Source organism: Aeromonas enterica (assembly GCF_054052465.1).
Genome location: NZ_JBSTYL010000004.1, coordinates 312,978 through 332,184 on the forward strand (window position 1 = coordinate 312,978; position 19,207 = coordinate 332,184).

Annotated in this window: 17 protein-coding genes; 6 read left to right on the plus strand and 11 right to left on the minus strand. The window is 60.9% G+C overall.

The window, feature by feature from the left end:
• Positions 1-131 precede the first annotated feature (131 nt).
• The 3 genes from ACW5XD_RS07345 to ACW5XD_RS07355 form a co-directional block, all read right to left on the minus strand.
• A complete protein-coding gene (locus ACW5XD_RS07345; RefSeq protein ID WP_456494306.1) occupies positions 132-1,457 on the minus strand; it encodes an APC family permease in 1,326 nt (441 codons plus the stop codon).
• A gap of 209 nt (positions 1,458-1,666) precedes the next feature.
• A complete protein-coding gene (gabT, locus tag ACW5XD_RS07350) occupies positions 1,667-2,968 on the minus strand; it encodes a 4-aminobutyrate--2-oxoglutarate transaminase (RefSeq protein ID WP_456494307.1) in 1,302 nt (433 codons plus the stop codon).
• Between the two features lie 185 nt (positions 2,969-3,153).
• Positions 3,154-4,617 carry an NAD-dependent succinate-semialdehyde dehydrogenase gene (locus ACW5XD_RS07355; RefSeq protein WP_456494308.1) on the minus strand — a complete coding sequence of 488 codons (1,464 nt, stop codon included), beginning with the start codon at positions 4,615-4,617 and terminating at the stop codon, positions 3,154-3,156.
• A 311-nt stretch (positions 4,618-4,928) separates the two neighbouring features.
• On the opposite strand from ACW5XD_RS07355, the gene puuR reads away from it, so the two are divergent.
• Complete coding sequence (gene puuR, locus ACW5XD_RS07360) at positions 4,929-5,528, plus strand: HTH-type transcriptional regulator PuuR (protein WP_456494309.1); 600 nt, start codon at positions 4,929-4,931, stop codon at positions 5,526-5,528.
• A 50-nt stretch (positions 5,529-5,578) separates the two neighbouring features.
• The gene (locus ACW5XD_RS07365; protein ID WP_456494310.1) at positions 5,579-6,856 is read left to right on the plus strand and encodes an NAD(P)/FAD-dependent oxidoreductase; all 1,278 of its coding nucleotides are present in this window, start codon (positions 5,579-5,581) and stop codon (positions 6,854-6,856) included.
• A 185-nt stretch (positions 6,857-7,041) separates the two neighbouring features.
• On the opposite strand, the gene ACW5XD_RS07370 is transcribed toward ACW5XD_RS07365, so the two are convergent.
• Positions 7,042-7,290, minus strand: a complete 249-nt coding sequence (locus tag ACW5XD_RS07370) for a DUF3297 family protein (RefSeq protein ID WP_042034019.1) — start codon at positions 7,288-7,290, stop codon at positions 7,042-7,044.
• Positions 7,291-7,511: 221 nt separating this feature from the next.
• Positions 7,512-8,555, minus strand: a complete 1,044-nt coding sequence (locus tag ACW5XD_RS07375) for a helix-turn-helix domain-containing protein (RefSeq protein ID WP_456494311.1) — start codon at positions 8,553-8,555, stop codon at positions 7,512-7,514.
• A gap of 187 nt (positions 8,556-8,742) precedes the next feature.
• Here ACW5XD_RS07375 and ACW5XD_RS07380 point away from each other — a divergent pair, with 187 nt between their 5' ends.
• Together ACW5XD_RS07380 and ACW5XD_RS07385 are read left to right on the plus strand one after the other, a co-directional pair.
• Entirely contained in the window at positions 8,743-9,084 is a 342-nt protein-coding gene (locus ACW5XD_RS07380) for a DUF805 domain-containing protein (RefSeq protein ID WP_456494312.1), read from the plus strand.
• Positions 9,081-9,563 carry a hypothetical protein gene (locus tag ACW5XD_RS07385; RefSeq protein ID WP_456494313.1) on the plus strand — a complete coding sequence of 161 codons (483 nt, stop codon included), beginning with the start codon at positions 9,081-9,083 and terminating at the stop codon, positions 9,561-9,563. Before ACW5XD_RS07380 ends, ACW5XD_RS07385 begins: the two co-directional genes overlap by 4 nt.
• Positions 9,564-9,609: 46 nt before the next feature.
• Here the strand turns inward: ACW5XD_RS07385 and ACW5XD_RS07390 are convergent, their stop codons facing one another.
• Positions 9,610-10,110 (minus strand): SRPBCC family protein, encoded by a 501-nt coding sequence (locus tag ACW5XD_RS07390; protein WP_456494314.1) that lies wholly within the window; start codon positions 10,108-10,110, stop codon positions 9,610-9,612.
• Positions 10,111-10,295: 185 nt separating this feature from the next.
• On the opposite strand from ACW5XD_RS07390, the gene ACW5XD_RS07395 reads away from it, so the two are divergent.
• Positions 10,296-10,718: an N-acetyltransferase family protein gene (locus tag ACW5XD_RS07395; RefSeq protein WP_456494315.1), complete on the plus strand. Its 423-nt coding sequence runs from the start codon at positions 10,296-10,298 to the stop codon at positions 10,716-10,718.
• A 401-nt stretch (positions 10,719-11,119) separates the two neighbouring features.
• Entirely contained in the window at positions 11,120-11,530 is a 411-nt protein-coding gene (locus tag ACW5XD_RS07400) for an H-NS family histone-like protein (RefSeq protein ID WP_043134332.1), read from the plus strand.
• A 592-nt stretch (positions 11,531-12,122) separates the two neighbouring features.
• Here the strand turns inward: ACW5XD_RS07400 and ACW5XD_RS07405 are convergent.
• From ACW5XD_RS07405 to ACW5XD_RS07425, 5 genes are all read right to left on the minus strand, one after another.
• A complete protein-coding gene (locus tag ACW5XD_RS07405) occupies positions 12,123-13,229 on the minus strand; it encodes a 3-deoxy-7-phosphoheptulonate synthase (RefSeq protein WP_456494316.1) in 1,107 nt (368 codons plus the stop codon).
• Between the two features lie 260 nt (positions 13,230-13,489).
• Positions 13,490-14,296, minus strand: coding sequence for a siderophore-interacting protein (locus ACW5XD_RS07410; protein WP_456494317.1), 807 nt, complete (start codon positions 14,294-14,296; stop codon positions 13,490-13,492).
• Positions 14,297-14,449: 153 nt separating this feature from the next.
• On the minus strand, positions 14,450-15,823 hold the full coding sequence (locus tag ACW5XD_RS07415) for an efflux transporter outer membrane subunit (RefSeq protein WP_456494318.1): 1,374 nt from the start codon (positions 15,821-15,823) through the stop codon (positions 14,450-14,452).
• Positions 15,820-17,760 carry a MacB family efflux pump subunit gene (locus ACW5XD_RS07420; protein ID WP_456494319.1) on the minus strand — a complete coding sequence of 647 codons (1,941 nt, stop codon included), beginning with the start codon at positions 17,758-17,760 and terminating at the stop codon, positions 15,820-15,822. Before ACW5XD_RS07420 ends, ACW5XD_RS07415 begins: the two co-directional genes overlap by 4 nt.
• A complete protein-coding gene (locus ACW5XD_RS07425) occupies positions 17,757-18,920 on the minus strand; it encodes an efflux RND transporter periplasmic adaptor subunit (RefSeq protein WP_456494320.1) in 1,164 nt (387 codons plus the stop codon). Before ACW5XD_RS07425 ends, ACW5XD_RS07420 begins: the two co-directional genes overlap by 4 nt.
• Positions 18,921-19,207: the final 287 nt, after the last annotated feature.

Sequence of the window (19,207 nt, forward strand, 5' to 3'; positions counted from 1 at the left end):
GGGGGGGAAGACAAGCCACTAAGGGCATTCCAGGCAAGAGAATTATCAATGACCTGGTTTATATCAATAAATGGCGTCCAGCCTGGTGTGTGGAGCATGGACGCCAGCCCAGCCGTAGCCGGGGTTGTGGCTCAATAAGTCGGCAAGGATACGCGCCAGAAAGTGGTGCGCAAAAACAGATAAATTCCCCCTATGGCAGCCCAGATAAGGCCGAGGATAAGGGAGGTTTGTTCCAGATTGAACCAGAGAACCGCGACAGTCCCTGCCCCGCACAGGGGCAGCACCAGATATTGCAGGTGATCCCTGAGGGTCTTGTTGCGCCCTTGACGCACGTAATAGCAGGCGATCACCGACAGATTGACCATGGTAAAGGCCACCAGGGCGCCGAAGTTGATCAGGGCCAGTGCGATTTCCAGATCGAAGCTGATGGCTGACAGCGCCAGTATGCCCACCAGCAATATGTTGAACACCGGCGTCTGCCACTTGGGGTGGATGTAGCCGAAGGTGCGTTGGGGCAGCACCTTGTCCCGCCCCATCACATAGAGGATGCGGGAGACCCCGGCATGGGAGGAGAGCCCGGAGGCCAGCACGGCCACGCAGGCGCACACCAATACCACGCTCTGGAACAGCTTGCCGCCCACGTAGAGGGCTATTTCGGGCAGCACGGCATCTGGCTCCTTGAAGCGGGAGGCATCCGGGAAGTAGAGCTGCAGGGCATAGGCCACCACCACGAAGATGAGGCCCCCCAGCAGTGCGGTCAGGAAGATGGCCTTGGGGATCACCTTGCCCGCCTCCGGCGTCTCTTCACACAGGGCGCTCAGACTGTCAAAACCCAGGAAGGAGAAACAGAGGATGGTGGCGCCGGTCAGCAGTGGCAACACCTCGGCGTTGGCGCTGTAGACGGGTTGCAGGCTGAGGGCACCCATGCCTTCACCCTGGGCTATGCCATAACCAATCAGGGCCAGGAACACCACTATGATGGCGATCTGGATCAGGATGATGATGCCGTTGAGGTTGGCCACCAGATCGATACCGCGCAGGTTGATGAGGGTCATCAGGGCCGTCATGGCGCAGATGAAGATCCAGGGCTCGACGCCGGGAAACAGCGCGCTCAGATAGATCTTGGCCAGCAGCATGTTGATCATCGGCAGGAAGACATAGTCCAGCAGGGACGACCAGCCCACCATGAAGCCCACCACGGGGGAGAACTCCTTCTGGGCATAGGTGTAGGCCGAGCCCGCCGAGGGGTAGTGACGTACCATCTGGCTGTAGCTGGTGGCGGTAAAAAGCACGCCGACCAGGGCCAGCAGGTAGGCGGTGGTGACATGACCGTGGGTGATGTCGGTGACGATGCCGAAGGTATCGAACACCACCATGGGGGTCATGTAGGCCAATCCCATCACCACCACTTGCCACAGGGTGAGGGTTTGCTTCAATCGAGCCGGGCGTGGAGCCATTGGCCTATCTCCTTGAATTCGGTGCAGGTTTCCCGCGCAGGGGCAGGCGCAGGATCCGTGACAGGGGGGCCTCGGCCTTGGAGGGAGCCAAGCGCTCCTGTCATCATTTTTTGGGGCGGCGATGATACCGTATGAGCAGGCCGTCCGCGATGGGCGGCCTGCGGTTATCTGACGGTATTTTTCGCACCGACTGGCAACACGGCGCGGATCTAGCCTTGACTGGCGGCCGTGAGTGCCTGTTCCAGCAGACCCAGCCCTTCCTCGATCAAGGCCGGGGAGGCAGTGAGGGGCGCCAGGAAGCGGATGACATTGGCCCGCACGCCGCAGGAGAGCAGCACCAGCCCGCGCTTGCCCGCCTCGGCCACCAGCCGTTTGGTGAGATCCGGATCGGGTTGGCCGGCATCGCGTCCCTTGACCAGCTCCATGGCCACCATGGCGCCGGGGCCGCGGATGTCGCCGATGCAGTCGAAGCGTTCCGCCAGCTGGTGCAGGCGTGCCTTGATCTGCTCACCCTGGGTCAGGGCTTGCTGGTTGAGCCGCTCCTCCTCGATCACCTCCAGCACCGCCAGGGCGGCGGCGCAGGCGATGGGCGAGCCCGCATAGGTGCCCCCCAGACCGCCCGGCTTGGCGGCGTTCATGATGGCCGCCTTGCCCACCACGGCAGACAGCGGGAAGCCGCCGGCCAGGCTCTTGGCGAGCGTCATTATGTCCGGCTCTATGCCGCTGTACTCGGTGGCAAAGGTCTTGCCGGTACGACAGAAACCGCTCTGGATCTCGTCGCAGATGAGCACTATGCCGTGCTGATCGCACAGCTTGCGCAGGCTTTGCATGAAGCTTGGGGAGGCGGCATAGAAGCCACCCTCACCCTGCACGGGTTCGAGAATGATGGCCGCGACCCGGGCCGGCTCTATGTCCGAGCTGAAGCAGAGATCCAGCGCCGCCAGGGCGTCGGCCTCGCTCACCCCCAGGTAGTCGCTCGGGAAGGGCAGGTGATAGACTTCCCCCGGGAAGGGGCCGAAGCCGGTCTTGTAGGGCACCACCTTGCCGGTCAGCGCCATGCCCATCATGGTGCGGCCGTGAAAGCCCCCCTTGAAGGCGATGGTGCCGCTGCGACCCGTGTGGGCGCGGGCGATCTTGATGGCGTTTTCCACCGCCTCGGCGCCGGTGGAGAGAAACAGGGTGCGCTTGGGGGTGGATCCCGGCACCAGGGCGTTGAGCTTCTCGGCAAGCTCGATATAACCGGGGTAGGGGGTGACCTGGAAGCAGGTGTGGCTGAATTTTTCGAGCTGTTCACGCACCGCCGCCACCACTTTCGGGTGGTTGTGGCCGGTGTTGAGCACGGCGATGCCGGAGGCAAAGTCGATGTAGCGGTTGCCCTCCACATCCCACAGCTCGGCGTTTTGCGCCCGGTCGATAAACACCGGCAGCAGGGTGCCAACGCCGTTGACCACGGCAGCTTCACGGCGGGCTTGCCAGGCCTGGTTGTTGGCATGGCTATCTGAATGACTCATCTTTCCTCCCTGAGGGGGTGATCCCCTGTCTCAATGATGGCGAGTCTCCCCCTGATGGGAGCACTCACTTCGTCCTTGTATTGCTGTCTGTCTGCGCTGGCAGTATCCCTCCCTGAAGGGAGGCCCCGGTTTGCACTCCCCCTCAAGAAGGGGGAGGCCGGGACGGAGCCGGTATAAAACCGCCCCTAGCGAATGCCGCCAAAGCAGAGGTATTTGGTTTCGAGGTACTCTTCCAGCCCCTCGGCCGCCCCTTCACGACCGAGGCCCGACTCCTTGATGCCGCCAAAGGGGGCCAGTTCGGTGGAGATGATCCCCTCGTTGATGCCCACCATGCCGTATTCCAGCTGCTCGGCCACCCGCCATACCCGGGCGATGTCGCGGCCATAGAAGTAGGCGGCCAACCCGTAGGGTGTGTCGTTGGCGATGGCGATGGCCTCGGCTTCGGTTTCAAACCGAACCAGCGGGGCGACCGGGCCGAAGATCTCCTCCTGCAAAATGGGGTTGCTCTTGTCGACCTTGCCCAAAATGGTGGGCTGGTAGAAGAGCGGGCCGGCGGGATGGGCTTCCCCTCCCAGCAGCAGCTCGGCGCCGGCGGCGGTGGCCTGCTTGACCAGCTCGGCCACCTTGCTGGCGGCGGCCGGGTTGATGAGCGGGCCTATCTGGGTGCCCTCGCTCATGCCGTCGCCCACCTTGAAGGCGGCGACGGCAGCGGTGAGCTTCTCGGCGAAGGCCTCGTAGACACCGGCCTGTACCAGAATGCGGTTGGCGCAGACGCAAGTCTGGCCGGCGTTGCGGTATTTGGAGGCGAGCGCTCCGGCGATGGCGGCGTCGAGATCGGCGTCGTCAAACACGATGAAGGGGGCGTTGCCACCCAGCTCCAGCGACAGCTTCTTCATGGTGTCGGCGCACTGGCGCATCAACAGCTTGCCGATGCGAGTGGAGCCGGTGAAGGAGAGCTTGCGCACAGTTTTGTTGTTGCACAGCTCGTTGCCCACGGCGGCCGCCTGGTGGGAGGTGACTATGTTGATGACTCCGGCCGGCATGCCCGCCTGCTCCGCCAGCGCCGCCAGCGCCAGCGCACACAGGGGGGTCTCGGCGGCAGGCTTGATGACGATGGTGCAACCGGCTGCCAGCGCCGGGCCCGCCTTGCGGGTGATCATGGCGATGGGGAAGTTCCAGGGGGTGATGGCGGCGACCACACCCACCGGCTGCTTGATGGTGGCCAGACGCCGGTCGCTGGAGAAACCTGGAATGGTGCGGCCATAGGCGCGCTTGCCCTCTTCCGCGAACCACTGGATGAAGCTGGCGCCATAGGCCACTTCCCCCTTGGCTTCGGCCAGCGGCTTGCCCTGCTCGCAGGTCATGATGCGGGCCAGCTCATCCTGGTTGGCCATGATGAGCTCGAACCAGGCGTAGAGTTTGTTGCTGCGCTCCTTGGCGGTAAGCGCCGCCCAGGCTGGCTGGGCAGCGTGGGCGGCCTCGATGGCGCGGCGGGTGTCTGCCTCGTCCATGTCGGGCACCTGGGTGATGACTTGACCGGTGGCCGGGTTGTGCACCTCGAAGCGGTGCCCGCCATGGGCCTCGCACCAGCGGCCATCGATATAGGCAAGGGATTTGATCAAGGAGAGAGCAGGTTGTGATGCTGACATGAGAAGCCTCGATTGTGGGTCAGGGTGGTCACGTCATCCCGTGCTGCCACCGTATAGAATAATAAGCACAGGAAGACCATAAATTGAGCCGAAATGTTTTTCAAGTGTTAAATATATTTGAGTAAACTGGGCTGCGCATGCTAGAAATGGAGCTGTCAGGGCGATTTTACCGGTTTTTACGGTGTCGGGTGTGCAAAATAATGAACGGTACTGGCCGTGCAGGATAGCGAACACACCAGCCGGATTGACCCAATATTTTAACCAACAGCTCGGCAGCCACACACGTTCGCGGGCACACAAGGAGGTGGGCGATGCAGCAACCACACGGAGAGGCAAGGTGGCAGACCATGACGGATAACCCGCTGATAGACAAGAGTATGGGGGAACGCCTCGCCGCCACCCGCCGCCGCCTCGGGCTCTCCCAGCGGCGAGTCGCCGAGCTGAGCGGGCTGACCCACGGCGCCATCTGCATGATAGAGCAGGACAAGGTGAGCCCATCGGTGGCCTCCCTGCAGAAGCTGCTCAACGTCTATGAGCTGCCGCTGTCGCGCTTCTTCGCCGAGGAGGAGGGACGTACGCCGAGTGTGGTGATCAGGGCCGAACAGTTGATCGAGCTGGGCAGTCAGGGGGTTTCCATGAAGCTGGTGCACAACGGCAACAACCGTCGTCAGCTCGGCTTCATGCTGGAGACCTATGCTCCCGGCACCGACACCGGCGGCCAGGTCAAGCATCTGGGGGAGGAGGTCGGAACCGTGCTGGAAGGGGCCGTGACCCTGACGGTGGCCGGCCAGGCCTATCAACTCAGTGCCGGGGACAGCTATGTGATAGACACGGGCGAGCCCCACAGTTTCAGCAATCCGTCGGGGCAGGTCTGCCGCATCGTCAGCGCCCATACCCCGGCCAACTTTTAGTATTGAGACAATGTCTCGTTTGGGAAAAGAACCGGTAAGGAAACAGGATCATGACCGAGCATGTAAACAGTTACTACGCAGCCAGCGCCAATCAACACGCACCCTATCCGACACTGACCGAGCAGCTTGAGTGCGATGTTTGCGTCATTGGCGCGGGTTACACCGGCCTCTCCAGCGCGCTGCATCTGGTGGAGAAGGGCTATTCGGTGGTGGTGCTGGAAGCGGCCCGGGTGGGTTTTGGCGCCAGCGGTCGCAACGGCGGCCAGATCGTCAACTCCTACAGCCGTGACATCGACACCATAGAAGCGAACTGCCCGCCGGATCAGGCCAGGCTGCTCGGCTCCATGTTGTTTGAAGGGGGCCAGATCATCCGCGAGCGCATCAAGCGCTACAACATCCAGTGTGACCTGCAGGAGGGTGGGGTCTTTGCCGCCGAGACGGAGCGTCAACTGCATGAGCTCAAGGCCCAGCAGGCGCGCTGGCAGCAGTGGGGCAACGACAAGCTGGAGCTGCTGGACGGGGACGGGATCCGCGAGGTGGTCGCGAGTGATCGCTATGTCGGCGGCCTGCTCGACAAGAGCGGTGGTCATATCCACCCCCTCAACCTGGCGCTGGGGGAGGCGGAAGCCATCCGCATGCAGGGAGGCAGGATCTTCGAGCAATCCGCCGTCACCAGCATCACCCCGGGCCAGCCCGCTCTGGTCAAGACCGCCAAGGGGGCGGTGAAGGCGCGCTTCGTGGTGGTGGCCGGCAACGCCTATCTTGGCAACCTGGTGCCCGAGCTCGCCGGCAAGAGCATGCCCTGCGGCACTCAGGTGATCGCCACCGAGGTGCTGGGGGAGGAGCGGGCCCGCTCCCTGCTGCCGCAAAACTACTGTCTGGAAGATTGCAACTACCTGCTCGACTACTACCGCACCTCGGGCGATCACCGGTTGATCTACGGCGGCGGCGTTGTCTATGGCGCGCGGGATCCGGCGGATATCGAGCGGCTGATCATCCCCAAGATGCTCAAAACCTTCCCGCAGCTGGCGGGCGTCAAGGTGGAGTACACCTGGACCGGCAACTTCCTGCTGACCTTGTCGCGCCTGCCGCAGTTTGGTCGCATCGGCCCCAATATCTATTACATGCAGGGTTACAGCGGCCACGGCGTCACCTGTACCCATCTGGCGGGCAAGCTGCTCTCCGAGGTGTTGAGCGGTCAGGCGGAGCGCTTCGATGCCTTCGCCAAGCTGCCGCACTACCCCTTCCCCGGCGGCCGCCTGTTCCGCATTCCCTTCACCGCCGCCGGCGCCGCCTGGTACACGCTGCGCGACCGCTTGGGGGTGTAAGCGCCGCCTGTTCTGCCCGTTATTGGTGTGGGCAGAAGCCAGAAACGACAAGGCCACCGAACGGTGGCCTTGGTTTTTTTAACCCTGTTGGCGACAGACGCCTGACTCGCAGGTCGGCGCTATTCGCGCAGCGTCATCAGGCGCGTACGAGACAACCCGGTTTGCTTGCAGCGTGTCTGACGAGCTTAGAGATAAAAGGCTTCAACAGTACCTTTCAGGGTGATCAGAATGGGCTGTCCGCGACGATCCAGCGCCTTGGGGGAGGGGATTTTTACCCAGCCTTCGCTGATGCAATACTCTTCGACGTTGGTGCGCTCTTTGCCATTGAGTCGAATACCAATCTGGTGTTCGAAACAGGCGGCGACATGGTGCGGGCTGCGCGGGTTGCCTGCAAGGCGATCCGGCAGGGCCGGCTTGGTGTTGGTATCGCTCATCAATATGACCTGAAATGGATAAAAAGTGCGTCATTGTAGAGAATGCCGCCATGGCATTCAAGGTGACCTAACGTGTGCCTCAATCCCCTCTTCCATGCTGGATGCGGGATTGATTCTGCATATTAATGGACGATGTAGCCGTCATCTTCTTTCACTGCCAAGTAGCAGTGATGCGGGTTTTTGGTGACTGTTTCATGCTTGCGACCATGCTCGGCTGCGTATCACCTGAGCCGTGCTTCGCTCTGTTTTCTGAAGGCGCTGGGGGTCAGGCCGGCGATGCGGGAAAACTCGCGATTAAAGTTGGATTTGGTCTGAAAGCCTGCATTCATCAATATGTGGGTAATGGTCTCGTCCGTGGTGAGCAACGCTTGTTTTGCATGCTCGATGCGATATTCATTGACTACTCTGGAGATGCTCTTCTGGTGTACCTGGTTGACCGCCATCGAGATTTGCTTTGCGGGAATACCCAGTTTGCGTGACAGCGCTGCCAGGGTCAGATCCGGGTCAAGATAGCTGGCTTTTTCTCGCATCAATCTATCCACTCTTGCCACGATCTCGTCGGCGCGCTCTTGTGTCAATAATGACTCCGAACTTGGTGTCTTGGGAATCTCCGGTATTTGCGGCTGGGCAATATCTTCGACAGCGGGGGTATTGACGCTCACCATGATGACGGCAATTGCCAGCACGGGCAGCAGCACCAGGTGAGCGAGCGTCAAAATATAAAGGGAATATCCGCCCTGATTAACCGCAAAGTCGAGTGAGATAGCCGCATCTATCATGGCAGAGAACAACAGCATCCAGCCCGCCACCTGCTCTGCCTTTTTCACGCCTTCCCAATGGTTGAATGAGACATGGATAAGCAGCGGCTCTTTGGCTGAGTAGCGTACCAGCGCGATACCATAAAACAGATAAATGGCTGTAATGATCCCATCCAGTGGCAAGGCGAGAAAGGGGTAAGTGCAGAGACTGACGGCAACCAATATAGGTCCCGCAACATGGTGATAAGCGACCCTGTGGGTGTCGGTAGCTGCATGGGTAAAAATGAGCCAGGCGGCCACAGGGATCAGTGAGGCAAGTAGTGGCTGGACCATGCTGAAGAGCGCAATATCGAATGTCCAGCGCAGCCCGACCAGCCCTGTGGTAGCCGCACAGAGCGCCAAAAACAGGCAAGCCGCTTTTGCTTGGTTGGCCAATCGTACATACAGGATCACCGCCAGCAAGAGCAGCAGCAAAGAGACAACAAAGGGTACGGGAATTGCGAGCATAACCGATCCGGATCCCAGTCATGGTGGTGAAAAGATAACGTCATGCCAGCATAACGATTTGCATCCATGTAAAGAAGAATGTCGCGGACCAAGACGGGTTTTAGCACGTCCTAAAACCGGTTTCAGGACGTCTACCACCGCGTTAGCTATCAGGATGGGTGACCAAATAACGCTGGAGATATCCTGAATGTGCTCTTTTTATTTACTCGCGTGGCGCCGCTATGCTGATTTTTCCGGTCGCTCCTCCAGAAAGGAGTTCTGGATGTTCATGCTGGTTCATGTGCTGGTTACCCTGATGTGCATCGCATTGGATGTGGGCATCAATGGTATGAGCGGCTTGGAGGTTGGTTATAGCGTGGTGAGCACCATCCCCATGGCCGCTGTCATAGTCCGCCGGCTGCACGATATTGATCGCTCGGGATGGTGGGGATGGATCTTTTTTGTCCCTGGCGTGGGTCCCTTTGTGTTGATCCATTTGCTTGCTCGGCAAGCTTGTTCAGGCCACCTATCCGTGAGGAAGGCATCATGAAGTATCGTTTCTTGCTGCTCATGCTGATAAGTCCGGTCGCACTCGCTGACGCCGTCAAGATTCACCAATTTCCCACGGGGGCGCAGGGTATATTGTCGGTAGAGCGTCTGACCCAGGGGAAACTGTTATGGCTGCAGGGCCGGGTTGGTGAGGGAAGCTATACCCGTGTTGATGGCGAAGGGCGTCACTGTACCATCAGGGTGCCGGTTGTCGTGGGTCGTGTTGCAAATACCGGGCTGGGGATAGACGCTGTGGAGGGACTGTCAATCATTGTGATGAATAAGCAGTTAAGCGAAGCCTTAATCAAGGGGGAGCGCATTAATAGCAACGAATGGCAGTTTGTTGCGCTGGCGGAACGTCGCGCCGCAGATGGCTACATAGTAAAAGGCATAGCGGCAGATGAAGGATTCGTGCTCAATTCAAAACGACGCTGGATTTCCTGGCTATTGGATGAGACGCCCATGCAGCATTGCCAGTAAACCTATAGAAAAACACCGCCTGTTGGCGGTGTTTTGGTGTGCGCCCTTATTGGGCCAGAGATTTCAGTTGCTGTTTGTCCGGCGGGTTATTCCAGTCGATGGGGCCGTGGGTGAAGCGGTACTGCAGGCGGGGCAGGCTGGTTTCCAGCCACTCTTCCCGAAAATAGGCATAGCCCTGATCCCAGTCAGGATCATTCGCCCAGCCGGTTTGCAGGAAGTAGAGCCGAGTGCCCTGACCTTCCGGCACAAACCGCAGGCTGACCTGGGTCTTTTGCAGGCGAATGTGAGGCAGGGTGGGCGGGAAATTCCAGCTGAAGCTGAGCAGGTCGTGGGGCATGACGGCCATCACCCGACAGCCTTCGCTGCCACGTTCACCCAGTGGGGCATCGGGTCTGAAATAGATCTCGAACGGACCATTCGGTTCGGGCACCATCAGGCATTCCGGCGCCAGGAAGCTGCGCAGGCCGCTTTCGGTTGTCCAGGCGCGCCAGACATCGTCGATATGGGCCGGAACAAAGATGTTACCTTCTATCTGCTTGTTATCCATAAATCAGCGAGCCTCAAACCATCCATACATAGGACTCAGGCAGTATAGCCCCACGGGCGATAAAATGGACAGAGGTGTGTCACACCCGTGCCATCGTTCAGCCGTTATTCTGGTCTGGCAATTTGACATGATGTGGCGATCCATCGACAGTGGTGCCAGGTGATCATAGTGACGAGGAAGGCTTGATGATCAGAGTCATGCGAGAGACAGATACGCCCTACTTGGCACAGTTGTTTCTGAAAGGGAGGCGTCAGACCTTTCATTGGGTCGATCCTTCCCACTTTCGGCTGGAAGATTTCAACGAGCAGACTCGGGGCGAGCAGATTTGGGTGGCCGAACAGGGAGGTACCCCCTGCGGGTTTGTCTCCACCTGGGAGGATGAGAGCTTCGTGCATCACCTCTATGTATCGGCCGACTGGCATGGTCAGGGGCTGGGGCGAGCCCTGCTTGCCCAGGGATTGGCGGCGTTCCGGAAACCGGCCTCGCTCAAGGTGGCGACCCATAATACGGCTGCTCTGGCCTTCTATCATCGTCTTGGTTGGCAGAACACGGAGGAGACGGGGCACTGCGAGATCACCGGTCCCTGGCGCCGACTTCGCCTCGAATAGTGCTCGTCAGCATCTGGTGAAAATGAGGATGACAAATGTCAGGGGCCATGGGCCCCTGGCGGCTATATATAGCGTCAATCGTCTACCTTGAGTCTCGTGTGGGTTGCATGGGTTTTAACAGCCGTGGCCAATTGTAAAATAGCTGGCGCAAGTGTGATGAGAAATATATCAGAAAGGCTCGTGCCTATTTGCCTGGTCGGTATGGGGGAATTGTGTTGAGCGTGATCAGTCGGTCTTGCACAATGACCAATGGATGAATAAAGTGGCTGACATATTCAGCCAATAGTTTTTGTTAAGAAAGTGACAGCAGCTATAAAATCATTATGTTGTTATCAGACAGGCATGCTATTCTCAAGCTGTGTTATCCCTGTGACAAACAAAAATAATTCTGTGAGGAAGTAATGAACGAGTTTCTGAAAGTTCTGCTGAACATTCGCAGCCTGCGCGCTGCCATCCGTGAATTGCCGTTTGAACAGCTGCAAGAAGCGAAAGAAAAGTTTGAGCTGGTATATAACGAGCGTGCCGAGTCTGTTGAACAAGAGCGTGCCGAACAGGAAGAGCGTCAGCGCAAGCTGAGCGAGTTCACTGAAATGCTGCAGCAAGCCGGTATCGACCCGCGCGAGCTGATCAACAGCGCTGCTGCTCCTGCCGCTGCCGCTGGCGCGACCAAGAGCAAGCGTGCTCCGCGTCCTGCCAAGTACAAGTACCAGGAAGACGGCCAGGAGAAGACCTGGACCGGTCAAGGTCGTATGCCGAAAGCCATTGCCGAGCAAGTTGCGCTGGGCAAGGATCTGAATGATTTCCTGATCTGATCCATTGGATCTGTCATGAATAATGCCGCCCGCGAGGCGGCATTATTATTTGTGCTCACCGAAACTCTCTCCTGTCAATTCCCTACTCATTTTGTACCGCCCCGTTTGTCGTCGTGTGACGCATCACATCAGTCCGTAGGTTTGCTTCCTTTATTGACTGATTAATTGCGATCCGTCTGCATCTGAGTAGTGATGTTGAGCTCTATTTTATTGCAGGGTGCTTGTCGACAACTCGCGAGAGACAAGCGGCTGGACTCATATAGCCCGGTGCATATTCTTCTCTGCCATTCCTCAGAAAATTAGGGGGCATTAAGCTGCCCGCAAGCAAGCCGCGCTTCTTTTTTACTCATTGGCGGTGCCGGTGCCATTAAGTCAGCTGTTTTTCAGTTTTATCTGACGCAGCATAAAGGGGCGCTCGCCATACCGGTTGTTAACCATGGTGGGGGATATTTTCTTTATCCCCCTGCGGATCAGGATATCCGGGGTTTTCAACCCGAATGGATCACTCCGGTCGTGCCGGCGTGGCGAGGGGGCGTATTGCAAGGGGGAAAGACAGGGGCAGTCAGGCTCCCGCAGGGGAGCCTGACTGGGTTCAACTGGCCAGCTGGGTATTCCAGAGCGCTTTGCCAGGCTGGACCTTGACGCTGCGCTGACGGCGGGCCTCCACGGCATCTGCCAGCATGGCGAGCAGGGTCTGGGTATCGTCCCAGCACAGGCAGGCGTCGGTGACCGACTGGCCGTAGGCGAGCTCGTTCAAGGGGGCAGGTTTCTGGCTGCCGCCCTGCAAGAAACTTTCGACCATGACGGCGGCGATGGCGTCGCTGCCTTCTCCCAGTTGACGGCAGAGCTCACCCGCCACCCGGATCTGGTTCTTGTGCAACTTCTGGCTGTTGCCGTGGCTGCAATCCACCATCAGGTGGTGGCTGAGCCCCTGTCGCGTCAGTTGTTCGGCGGCATCCTCCACGTCGCTCTGGTGGTAATTGGGGCGCGTACCACCGCGCAATATGATGTGGCCGGCTGGGTTGCCTTCGCTCTTGATCACCACAATGCCGCCCTGGCTGCCCGGTGCGGTAAACAGGTGGGAGGCTTCACTGGCCTGGATGGCATCGATGGCCACCCGGATATTGCCGTCCGTGCCGTTCTTGAAGCCGACGGGGCAGGGCAGGGCCGAGGCCAGCTGCCGGTGCACTTGGGACTCGGTGGTACGGGCGCCTATCGCCCCCCAGCTGATGAGGTCGGCCAGATAGAGGAAGCTGGTGGTATCGAGAAACTCGGTGGCGGTGGCCAGCCCCAGTCGGTTGATGTCGAGCAACAACTGGCGCGCCAGCCGCAGGCCATGGCCTATGTCGTTGCTGCCATCCAGATGGGGGTCGAACACCAGCCCCTTCCAGCCGACCGTGGTGCGGGGCTTCTCGAAGTAGGTACGCATCACTATCTGCAACCGGTCTTGATAGGCGTCAGCCACTCGCGCCAGCCGCTGGGCGTAGTCGAGGGCGGCGAGCGGATCATGGATGGAGCAGGGGCCTATCACCACCAGCAGGCGATCGTCCTCTCCCGTCAGGATCTGGCGAACCTGCTGGCGATGGTGCGCGATCAGCGCCGTGGTCGGGGCGGGACAGGGATGAAGTGCCAACAGGTCGGCAGGAGTGGGGAGAGCCTCCACCGCGAAGGCGCGCATTACCGAGTTCAAAACTGCCATCTGGATTACCTTGCTGTGCAAATGGAGTGAATGACGTGCACTCCACACCGGGACCCGGGCGAGGGAGCTGCAATGGGGCGTCATCATCTGTTATTGTTGAGAGTGATTATCATTATCTTGTTGTCGGCCACAAATGCAAGCACAACCGAGCGGATCACCAGAATGGGGGGAGAGGGGTAACAACGGGGGCGGACAGATAGCCATCAGGCCCATGACCGGTAGGTCATGGGCCTGATAATGGGAGGCAAAATGCGGGGGGATCAGCTGTCCATCACGTCGTGACGGGCGTGGTGATAGGCCTCTTCATCCTTGCCTTGACGCCAGTAGGGCACGGCGTAGACGCGCGTGCGATCCACCTCCAGGGTGCGCCTGACGTGACGGCGCAAGGGCACCACCAGCCCCTCTTCGCCGCCGAACCAGAAGTAGCTCGCCTGCTCCTGCATCGGCAGGGCGGTGAAATACGCCACCAGCGGCTCGGTTTGTTCGGGGGTGCCGATAAACCAGCGCAGGCTGACGCCGGCCGGCAGCGACAGATCCTGCACATCTTCCTGATAGGGCACCAGCAGGGCGATATGGCCCTGGGCGTCGGCGGGCATCACTTCTGCCATGGCGCTGATGGCGGGCAGGGAAGTGAGATCCCCCGCCATGTAGTAGTACCGGGCGGGTTGCAGCATGGGATCCGGGCCGCCCGGGCCCGAGATGGCCAGCAGATCGCCGGGTTGGGCCTCAAGGGCAAAGCGGCTGGCGGGGCCGGCATCGCCGTGCAGCGCGAAGTCGATATCCAGCTCCAGCGCCTCGCGGCGAAACGCCCGTATGGTGAAGGTGCGCATGATGGGGCGCTGGCTCGGGTCTTCCCAGCGCGGCCCTTGCGGGGTGGGCGTGGGCAGGACGGCATGGGCCTGGCCCGGCTGGGGCAGCATGATCTTGATATGGGCGCCGCCGCAGGTGAAGGGGTAGTCAGCGAGTTCCGGGCTGGTCAGGCAGACTCGGCGCAGGTGCGGGCTCACATCCCGGATGTGTTTGACCGTGAGCAGACGAGGACGATTGACCGGGGCGGGCTGAGACATATGGATACTCCTGACTGATAATGGCGCCCATTTTTCATTAAATGAAAATTATTATCAATTGCTTTGCGTGGCAGTCCGTCAGGAAGGGGACCTGAAAAAGGGAGAAAAACGCCGCCTCTCATGGCATGAGTGGCGGCGTCGCCAGGGCTTGGGTTAGCTGCGATCGCTGCCCCCCAACGCCTTGTAGATCCTGGCCATGGTGTTGAGCTGCTCCTTCTGCTGACCGAGCAGGGCGAGCTCGGCATCCCACAACCGGTTCTGCTCATCCAGCCAGGCCTGCACCCCGGTGGCACCGGCCTGGAAACGGGCCTTGGCCAGCCGCTCCGCCTCTTTGGCAAACGCCAGCTGCTCGGCCAGATAGCTCAGGCGCTGCTCGCCATGATGGCGGGCGGCCAGGCCATCTTCCACCTCCACCAGGGCGGTGTAGAGCTGCTTGCGAAACTCGGACTCGGCGATCTGGTAGTCAAGCTCTGAACTCGCGATGGCGAGCCGGGTCTTGTTGTATTCGAGGAAGGGCAGCGCCAGGGTGGCGCCCAGGGTGCCTACCGGGTTTTGCAGCACCTGGGTCAGGGTATCCGAGCTGGTGCTGGCCCCGCCAGTGAGGCTCAGGGTGGGGTAGAAACCTGTGCGGATCTCGTCCCCTTTCGCCAGGGTCTTGCGCAGCCGCAGCTCGGCGGCGCGCACGTCGGGGCGCCGTGCCAGCACATCTGCCGGTATACCGACTGCCAGCGACGGCGCGGGCGTCGTCGTCAGTGCAGTCGGGGCAAATGGCAGCGGACCACTGCTGCGACCGAGCAAGAGGCGCAGTCCGTTGCGGGCCTGTTCCTGCTGCATCAAGAGCGAGCTGAGTTCCGCCTGCTTGCCCGCCTTCTGCTGGCTGGCCTGCACCAAATCGAGCCGAGTGACGGCGCCGGCCTGGTACTTGGCCTGGGTCAGTTGTTCAGCGCGGGTGTAGTTTGCCAGTTGCCGCTCGCCCAGACTGACGGCCGAGCCGAGATAGGCCAGTTGCCAGTACTGCTCCAGCGCCTTGCCGATCAGCATCAGACGGGTGGCCGCCAGATCCTGGGCGGAAGCCTGGGCTTCCCAGCTCGCCTGATCCCGCGCCGAGGCGAGCCGGCCCCACAGATCCACTTCATAGCTGAGGGTCAGGGAGGGGCCCATGCTGCCTTCAGACTTGCCACTCTTCAGATCCTTGGTGCCGTTGGCGCCCAGGCTGGCATTGACCGAGGGAGTCAGGTTGGTATCGGCGAGATCCGCCCCCAGCAGTGCGCTTCTGAGCCTCAGTCCGGCGACCTGCATGTCGGGGTTGGCGGCCAGCACGGCCGCCACCAGCTGATCCAGCGCCGGATCATGAAACCCTTGCCACCAGAGGCCGGCTTGCTGCCGGGTGAGACCGTCGTCCGGCTGCTGCCAGCTCGGGGCCAGCGCCAGATCTTGTCTGTGATAGGTGCTCTGCTGGCTGCAGGCGCTCACGCCGGCGGCAAGGGCGAGGCAGAGCCCCAGTCTGGATAAGTTGTGCATCGTCATTCCCTCGCCAGCGCCTCGACCGGATCGAGCCGGGCGGCATTGCGGGCGGGCAGGTAACCAAACAGGATCCCGATGAGCGAGGAGCAGCCAAATGCCATCAAGATGGAAAAGAGCGAGAAGTGCATCTGTATGCTCTCCACGAACAGGGAGAAGAGCAGCCCGATGAGCAGGGAGACGCCGACCCCGAGCATGCCGCCGAGCAGACTCACCATCACCGCCTCGATCAGGAATTGCTGCAGGATGTCGGACTGACGGGCGCCGACCGCGATGCGGATCCCGATTTCGCGGGTGCGCTCCACCACCGAGACCAACATGATGTTCATCACCCCCACCCCGCCGACGATGAGGGAGATCACCGCGATGGCGGAGACCAGCAGCGTCATGGTGGCCGTGGTCTTCTCCACCGATTTGATGATGCTGTCGCTGCTGAAGGTGAAGAAGTCTTTCACCCCGTGGCGCTGGGTCAGCAGCTCGATGGCGGCCTGTTCGGCCAGTGCCGGCTGCACCCCGTCCTTGACCCGTATGGTGAGCTGGCTGAAGTGGTTCTGGGAGATGAGCCGGCTCATCACGGCGCTGTAGGGCAGCCAGACATTGACCGACTGGCTGCTGCGGCCAAACCCCGTCTCCTCTTCCACCACGCCTATGATGCGCACCGGCAGGGTGCCGACCAGCACCACCTGGCCGACGGGATCTTCCTCGCCGAGCAGGCTCTTTATGGTCTTGCCATCCACCACAGCCACCGCAGTCCGGTTCTGGATGTCACGCTCGTCAAACAACCGACCGTTGGTGAGCTTCATCCCCTTGACCCGGAAGAAGTCGCTGCCGACCCCCACTATGTTGCCGCTGCTGGTCTTGTTGCGATAACGCAGCTGGCCGGGGGCGGCGATCTGGGGACTGGCCCCTTCCAGATAGGGCTGGCCGAGCAGGGCATCGAGATCCCGCTTGTTGAGGGTCTGGATGCTGGCGGCCTTCTCGTCCCCCCAATCCTTGCCGGGGAAGATGTCGATGGTGTTGGTGCCCATGGCGTTGATCTGATCGATTACCTTGGCGCGGGCACCCTGACCGAGTGCGACCACGCTCACCACGGCGGCGATGCCTATGATGATGCCGAGCATGGTGAGGAAGGTGCGCATGCGGTGGGCCAGCATGGCGTGCAGCGCCATGCGCCCCGCCTCGCGATAGCGATCCCAGTCGTTGCCAGCGGCCCTGGCGGCGGGTGGGGCGGGCTGAAGGGGGGCTGTGGCCGTGGCCGGTTTGCCACTGTCTTCCAGCACCCGGCCATCGCGCAGCGTGATGATGCGATCTGCGTGGCTGGCCACCGCCATGTCGTGGGTCACCAGTATGATGGTGTGGCCCTGGGCGTGCAGCTCCTTGAGGATGGCCATCACCTCCTTGCCGCTCTGGCTGTCGAGGGCGCCTGTGGGTTCGTCCGCCAGGATCACCTCGCCGCCGTTGGCCAGCGCCCGGGCGATACTGACCCTCTGCTGCTGGCCGCCGGAGAGCTGGCCCGGAGTGTGATGGCTGCGATCGCTCAAACCCAGCCGTGCCAGCAGGTCTTGGGAGCGCGCCTGCCGTTCGGGGCGGGAGGCGCCGGCATAGACGGCCGGGATCTCCACGTTGGCGGCGGCATTGAGGTGCGGCAGCAGGTGGTAGCGCTGAAAGATGAAGCCAAAGTGGTGGCAGCGCAACCGGGCCAGGGAGAGGGCATCCAGAGTGGCAGTGTCCTGGCCCCGAAACAGATACTGGCCCGCGCTTGGACGATCGAGGCAGCCGAGCAGGTTCATCAGGGTGGATTTGCCGGAGCCGGAGGCGCCGACGATGGCGATCATCTCCCCCGCCTCTATGGTCAGATCGAGCGGATGCAGGACGGTAACCTCCTGCTCCCCGCTCTGATAGCGTCGCTCTATGCCCTTGAGCTGGATCAGCGGCTCGCTCACAGCATGATCTCCATGTCACCGTCGCTGACCGGCTTGCCCTGGCCCAGCGTGACGTTGTCATGCTCGCTCAGGCCGCTGACCACTTCGATCTTGATGTCGTCTTTCATGCCGGTCTTGATGCGGCGAGTCTCTTTCTGATCGTCCTCCTTGAGCAGGGTGACCTCGTACTCGTTCTCCCCCAGCTTCTTGCCAAGGGCCGTCTGTGGAATGGTCAGCACCTGCTTGCGCTCGCCGAGCACTATGGTGACCTGGGTGGTCATGGCGACCCGCAGGGTGTGGTCCGGGTTGGGCACGTCGAACAGGGCGTAGTAGTAGACGGCGGCATTGCTGGTGGTCGTGGTACTGGTGGCCTGCTCGTTGATGTTGGTGGGAGCCAGCTCGACCGTGCGCAGGGTGCCGTGATAGCGGGTGTCCGCATCCCCCATCAGGGTGAAATAGACCGGCATGCCGGCCTTGACCCGGGTGACGTCGGCCTCGGAGATCTGCGCCTTGACCGTCATGGTTTCCAGGTTGGCGAGCTTGAGCAGGGTCGGTACCGTCTGGCTGGCGGCCAGGGTCTGGCCCTGGCGGGTCACTATGCTGACGACTGTGCCATCCATGGGGGCCTGGATGCGGTTATAGCCCAGCTCTGTCTTGGTGCGATCTACCTTGATCAGCGCATTCTCAATCTCGGCCTGAGCGCTCTGCAGTTCGGCCCGGGTGACCGCCAGCTGGGCTTCGGCGCTCTCCAGATCGGCGCGGGAGCTGGCTTCCTGCTTGAACATCTGCTGCTGGCGACGCCAGGCCAGCTCGTTTTGCTTGAGCTGTGCCTGCTTGATCTTGAGCTGGGCACGGCGGCTGGCGAGATCCGCTTCGGCAGTCTTGAGGTTGTTCTGGGCGATCAGCGGGTCTATCTCGGCCAGCAGGTCCCCCTGCTTGACGCGCTGTCCGGCCTCGACCGCCAGATAGGTTACCTGACCGGAGACCTGAGCCCCCACATCCACCTGCTCTATGGCTTGCAGGACGCCGCTGGCCAGCACAGTCTGCTCCACATCCTGGCGGGTCACAGACGCGCTCAGTACGGGTTCGGGAGCCTTGTTCGGCCAGGCCAGCCAGGTGATGGCGGCCAGTGGGAGCAGGATGAGCAGGGCAAATTTCCGCTGCTTGGGGGTTATGTTCATTTATCACCTGAAAGAAACGTGCGAAGGCGTGCAAGGGCAATATCCTGCAGCAAACGAGGCTTAAAAAACAGCGATGAATATGTAAGGAAACATGTAGATAGCCTTGTCATTATCGGCCTTGCCTGCCGTCAGGACAGCGGCTGGGCTGTGGCTTGGATGGGCAGGGCTGGGAGGTGCGAGGGAGTGTGGCGAGAGGAAATAAAGCGAGGCGATCACATGTTGGCAAGCGGGGGGGGGCCGCCGGGGGGGGGGGGGGGGGGGGGGCGCGGCGCGCCCCGCGACGCCCC

Excerpts from the sequence above, each read along its gene's own strand:
- ACW5XD_RS07345 (WP_456494306.1), bottom strand. The coding sequence starts at position 1,457 with ATGGCTCCACGCCCGGCTCGATTGAAGCAAACCCTCACCCTGTGGCAA.
- gabT (WP_456494307.1), bottom strand. The coding sequence starts at position 2,968 with ATGAGTCATTCAGATAGCCATGCCAACAACCAGGCCTGGCAAGCCCGC.
- ACW5XD_RS07355 (WP_456494308.1), bottom strand. The coding sequence starts at position 4,617 with ATGTCAGCATCACAACCTGCTCTCTCCTTGATCAAATCCCTTGCCTAT.
- puuR (WP_456494309.1), top strand. The coding sequence starts at position 4,929 with ATGCAGCAACCACACGGAGAGGCAAGGTGGCAGACCATGACGGATAAC.
- ACW5XD_RS07365 (WP_456494310.1), top strand. The coding sequence starts at position 5,579 with ATGACCGAGCATGTAAACAGTTACTACGCAGCCAGCGCCAATCAACAC.
- ACW5XD_RS07370 (WP_042034019.1), bottom strand. The coding sequence starts at position 7,290 with ATGAGCGATACCAACACCAAGCCGGCCCTGCCGGATCGCCTTGCAGGC.
- ACW5XD_RS07375 (WP_456494311.1), bottom strand. The coding sequence starts at position 8,555 with ATGCTCGCAATTCCCGTACCCTTTGTTGTCTCTTTGCTGCTGCTCTTG.
- ACW5XD_RS07380 (WP_456494312.1), top strand. The coding sequence starts at position 8,743 with ATGTGCTCTTTTTATTTACTCGCGTGGCGCCGCTATGCTGATTTTTCC.
- ACW5XD_RS07385 (WP_456494313.1), top strand. The coding sequence starts at position 9,081 with ATGAAGTATCGTTTCTTGCTGCTCATGCTGATAAGTCCGGTCGCACTC.
- ACW5XD_RS07390 (WP_456494314.1), bottom strand. The coding sequence starts at position 10,110 with ATGGATAACAAGCAGATAGAAGGTAACATCTTTGTTCCGGCCCATATC.
- ACW5XD_RS07395 (WP_456494315.1), top strand. The coding sequence starts at position 10,296 with ATGATCAGAGTCATGCGAGAGACAGATACGCCCTACTTGGCACAGTTG.
- ACW5XD_RS07400 (WP_043134332.1), top strand. The coding sequence starts at position 11,120 with ATGAACGAGTTTCTGAAAGTTCTGCTGAACATTCGCAGCCTGCGCGCT.
- ACW5XD_RS07405 (WP_456494316.1), bottom strand. The coding sequence starts at position 13,229 with ATGGCAGTTTTGAACTCGGTAATGCGCGCCTTCGCGGTGGAGGCTCTC.
- ACW5XD_RS07410 (WP_456494317.1), bottom strand. The coding sequence starts at position 14,296 with ATGTCTCAGCCCGCCCCGGTCAATCGTCCTCGTCTGCTCACGGTCAAA.
- ACW5XD_RS07415 (WP_456494318.1), bottom strand. The coding sequence starts at position 15,823 with ATGACGATGCACAACTTATCCAGACTGGGGCTCTGCCTCGCCCTTGCC.
- ACW5XD_RS07425 (WP_456494320.1), bottom strand. The coding sequence starts at position 18,920 with ATGAACATAACCCCCAAGCAGCGGAAATTTGCCCTGCTCATCCTGCTC.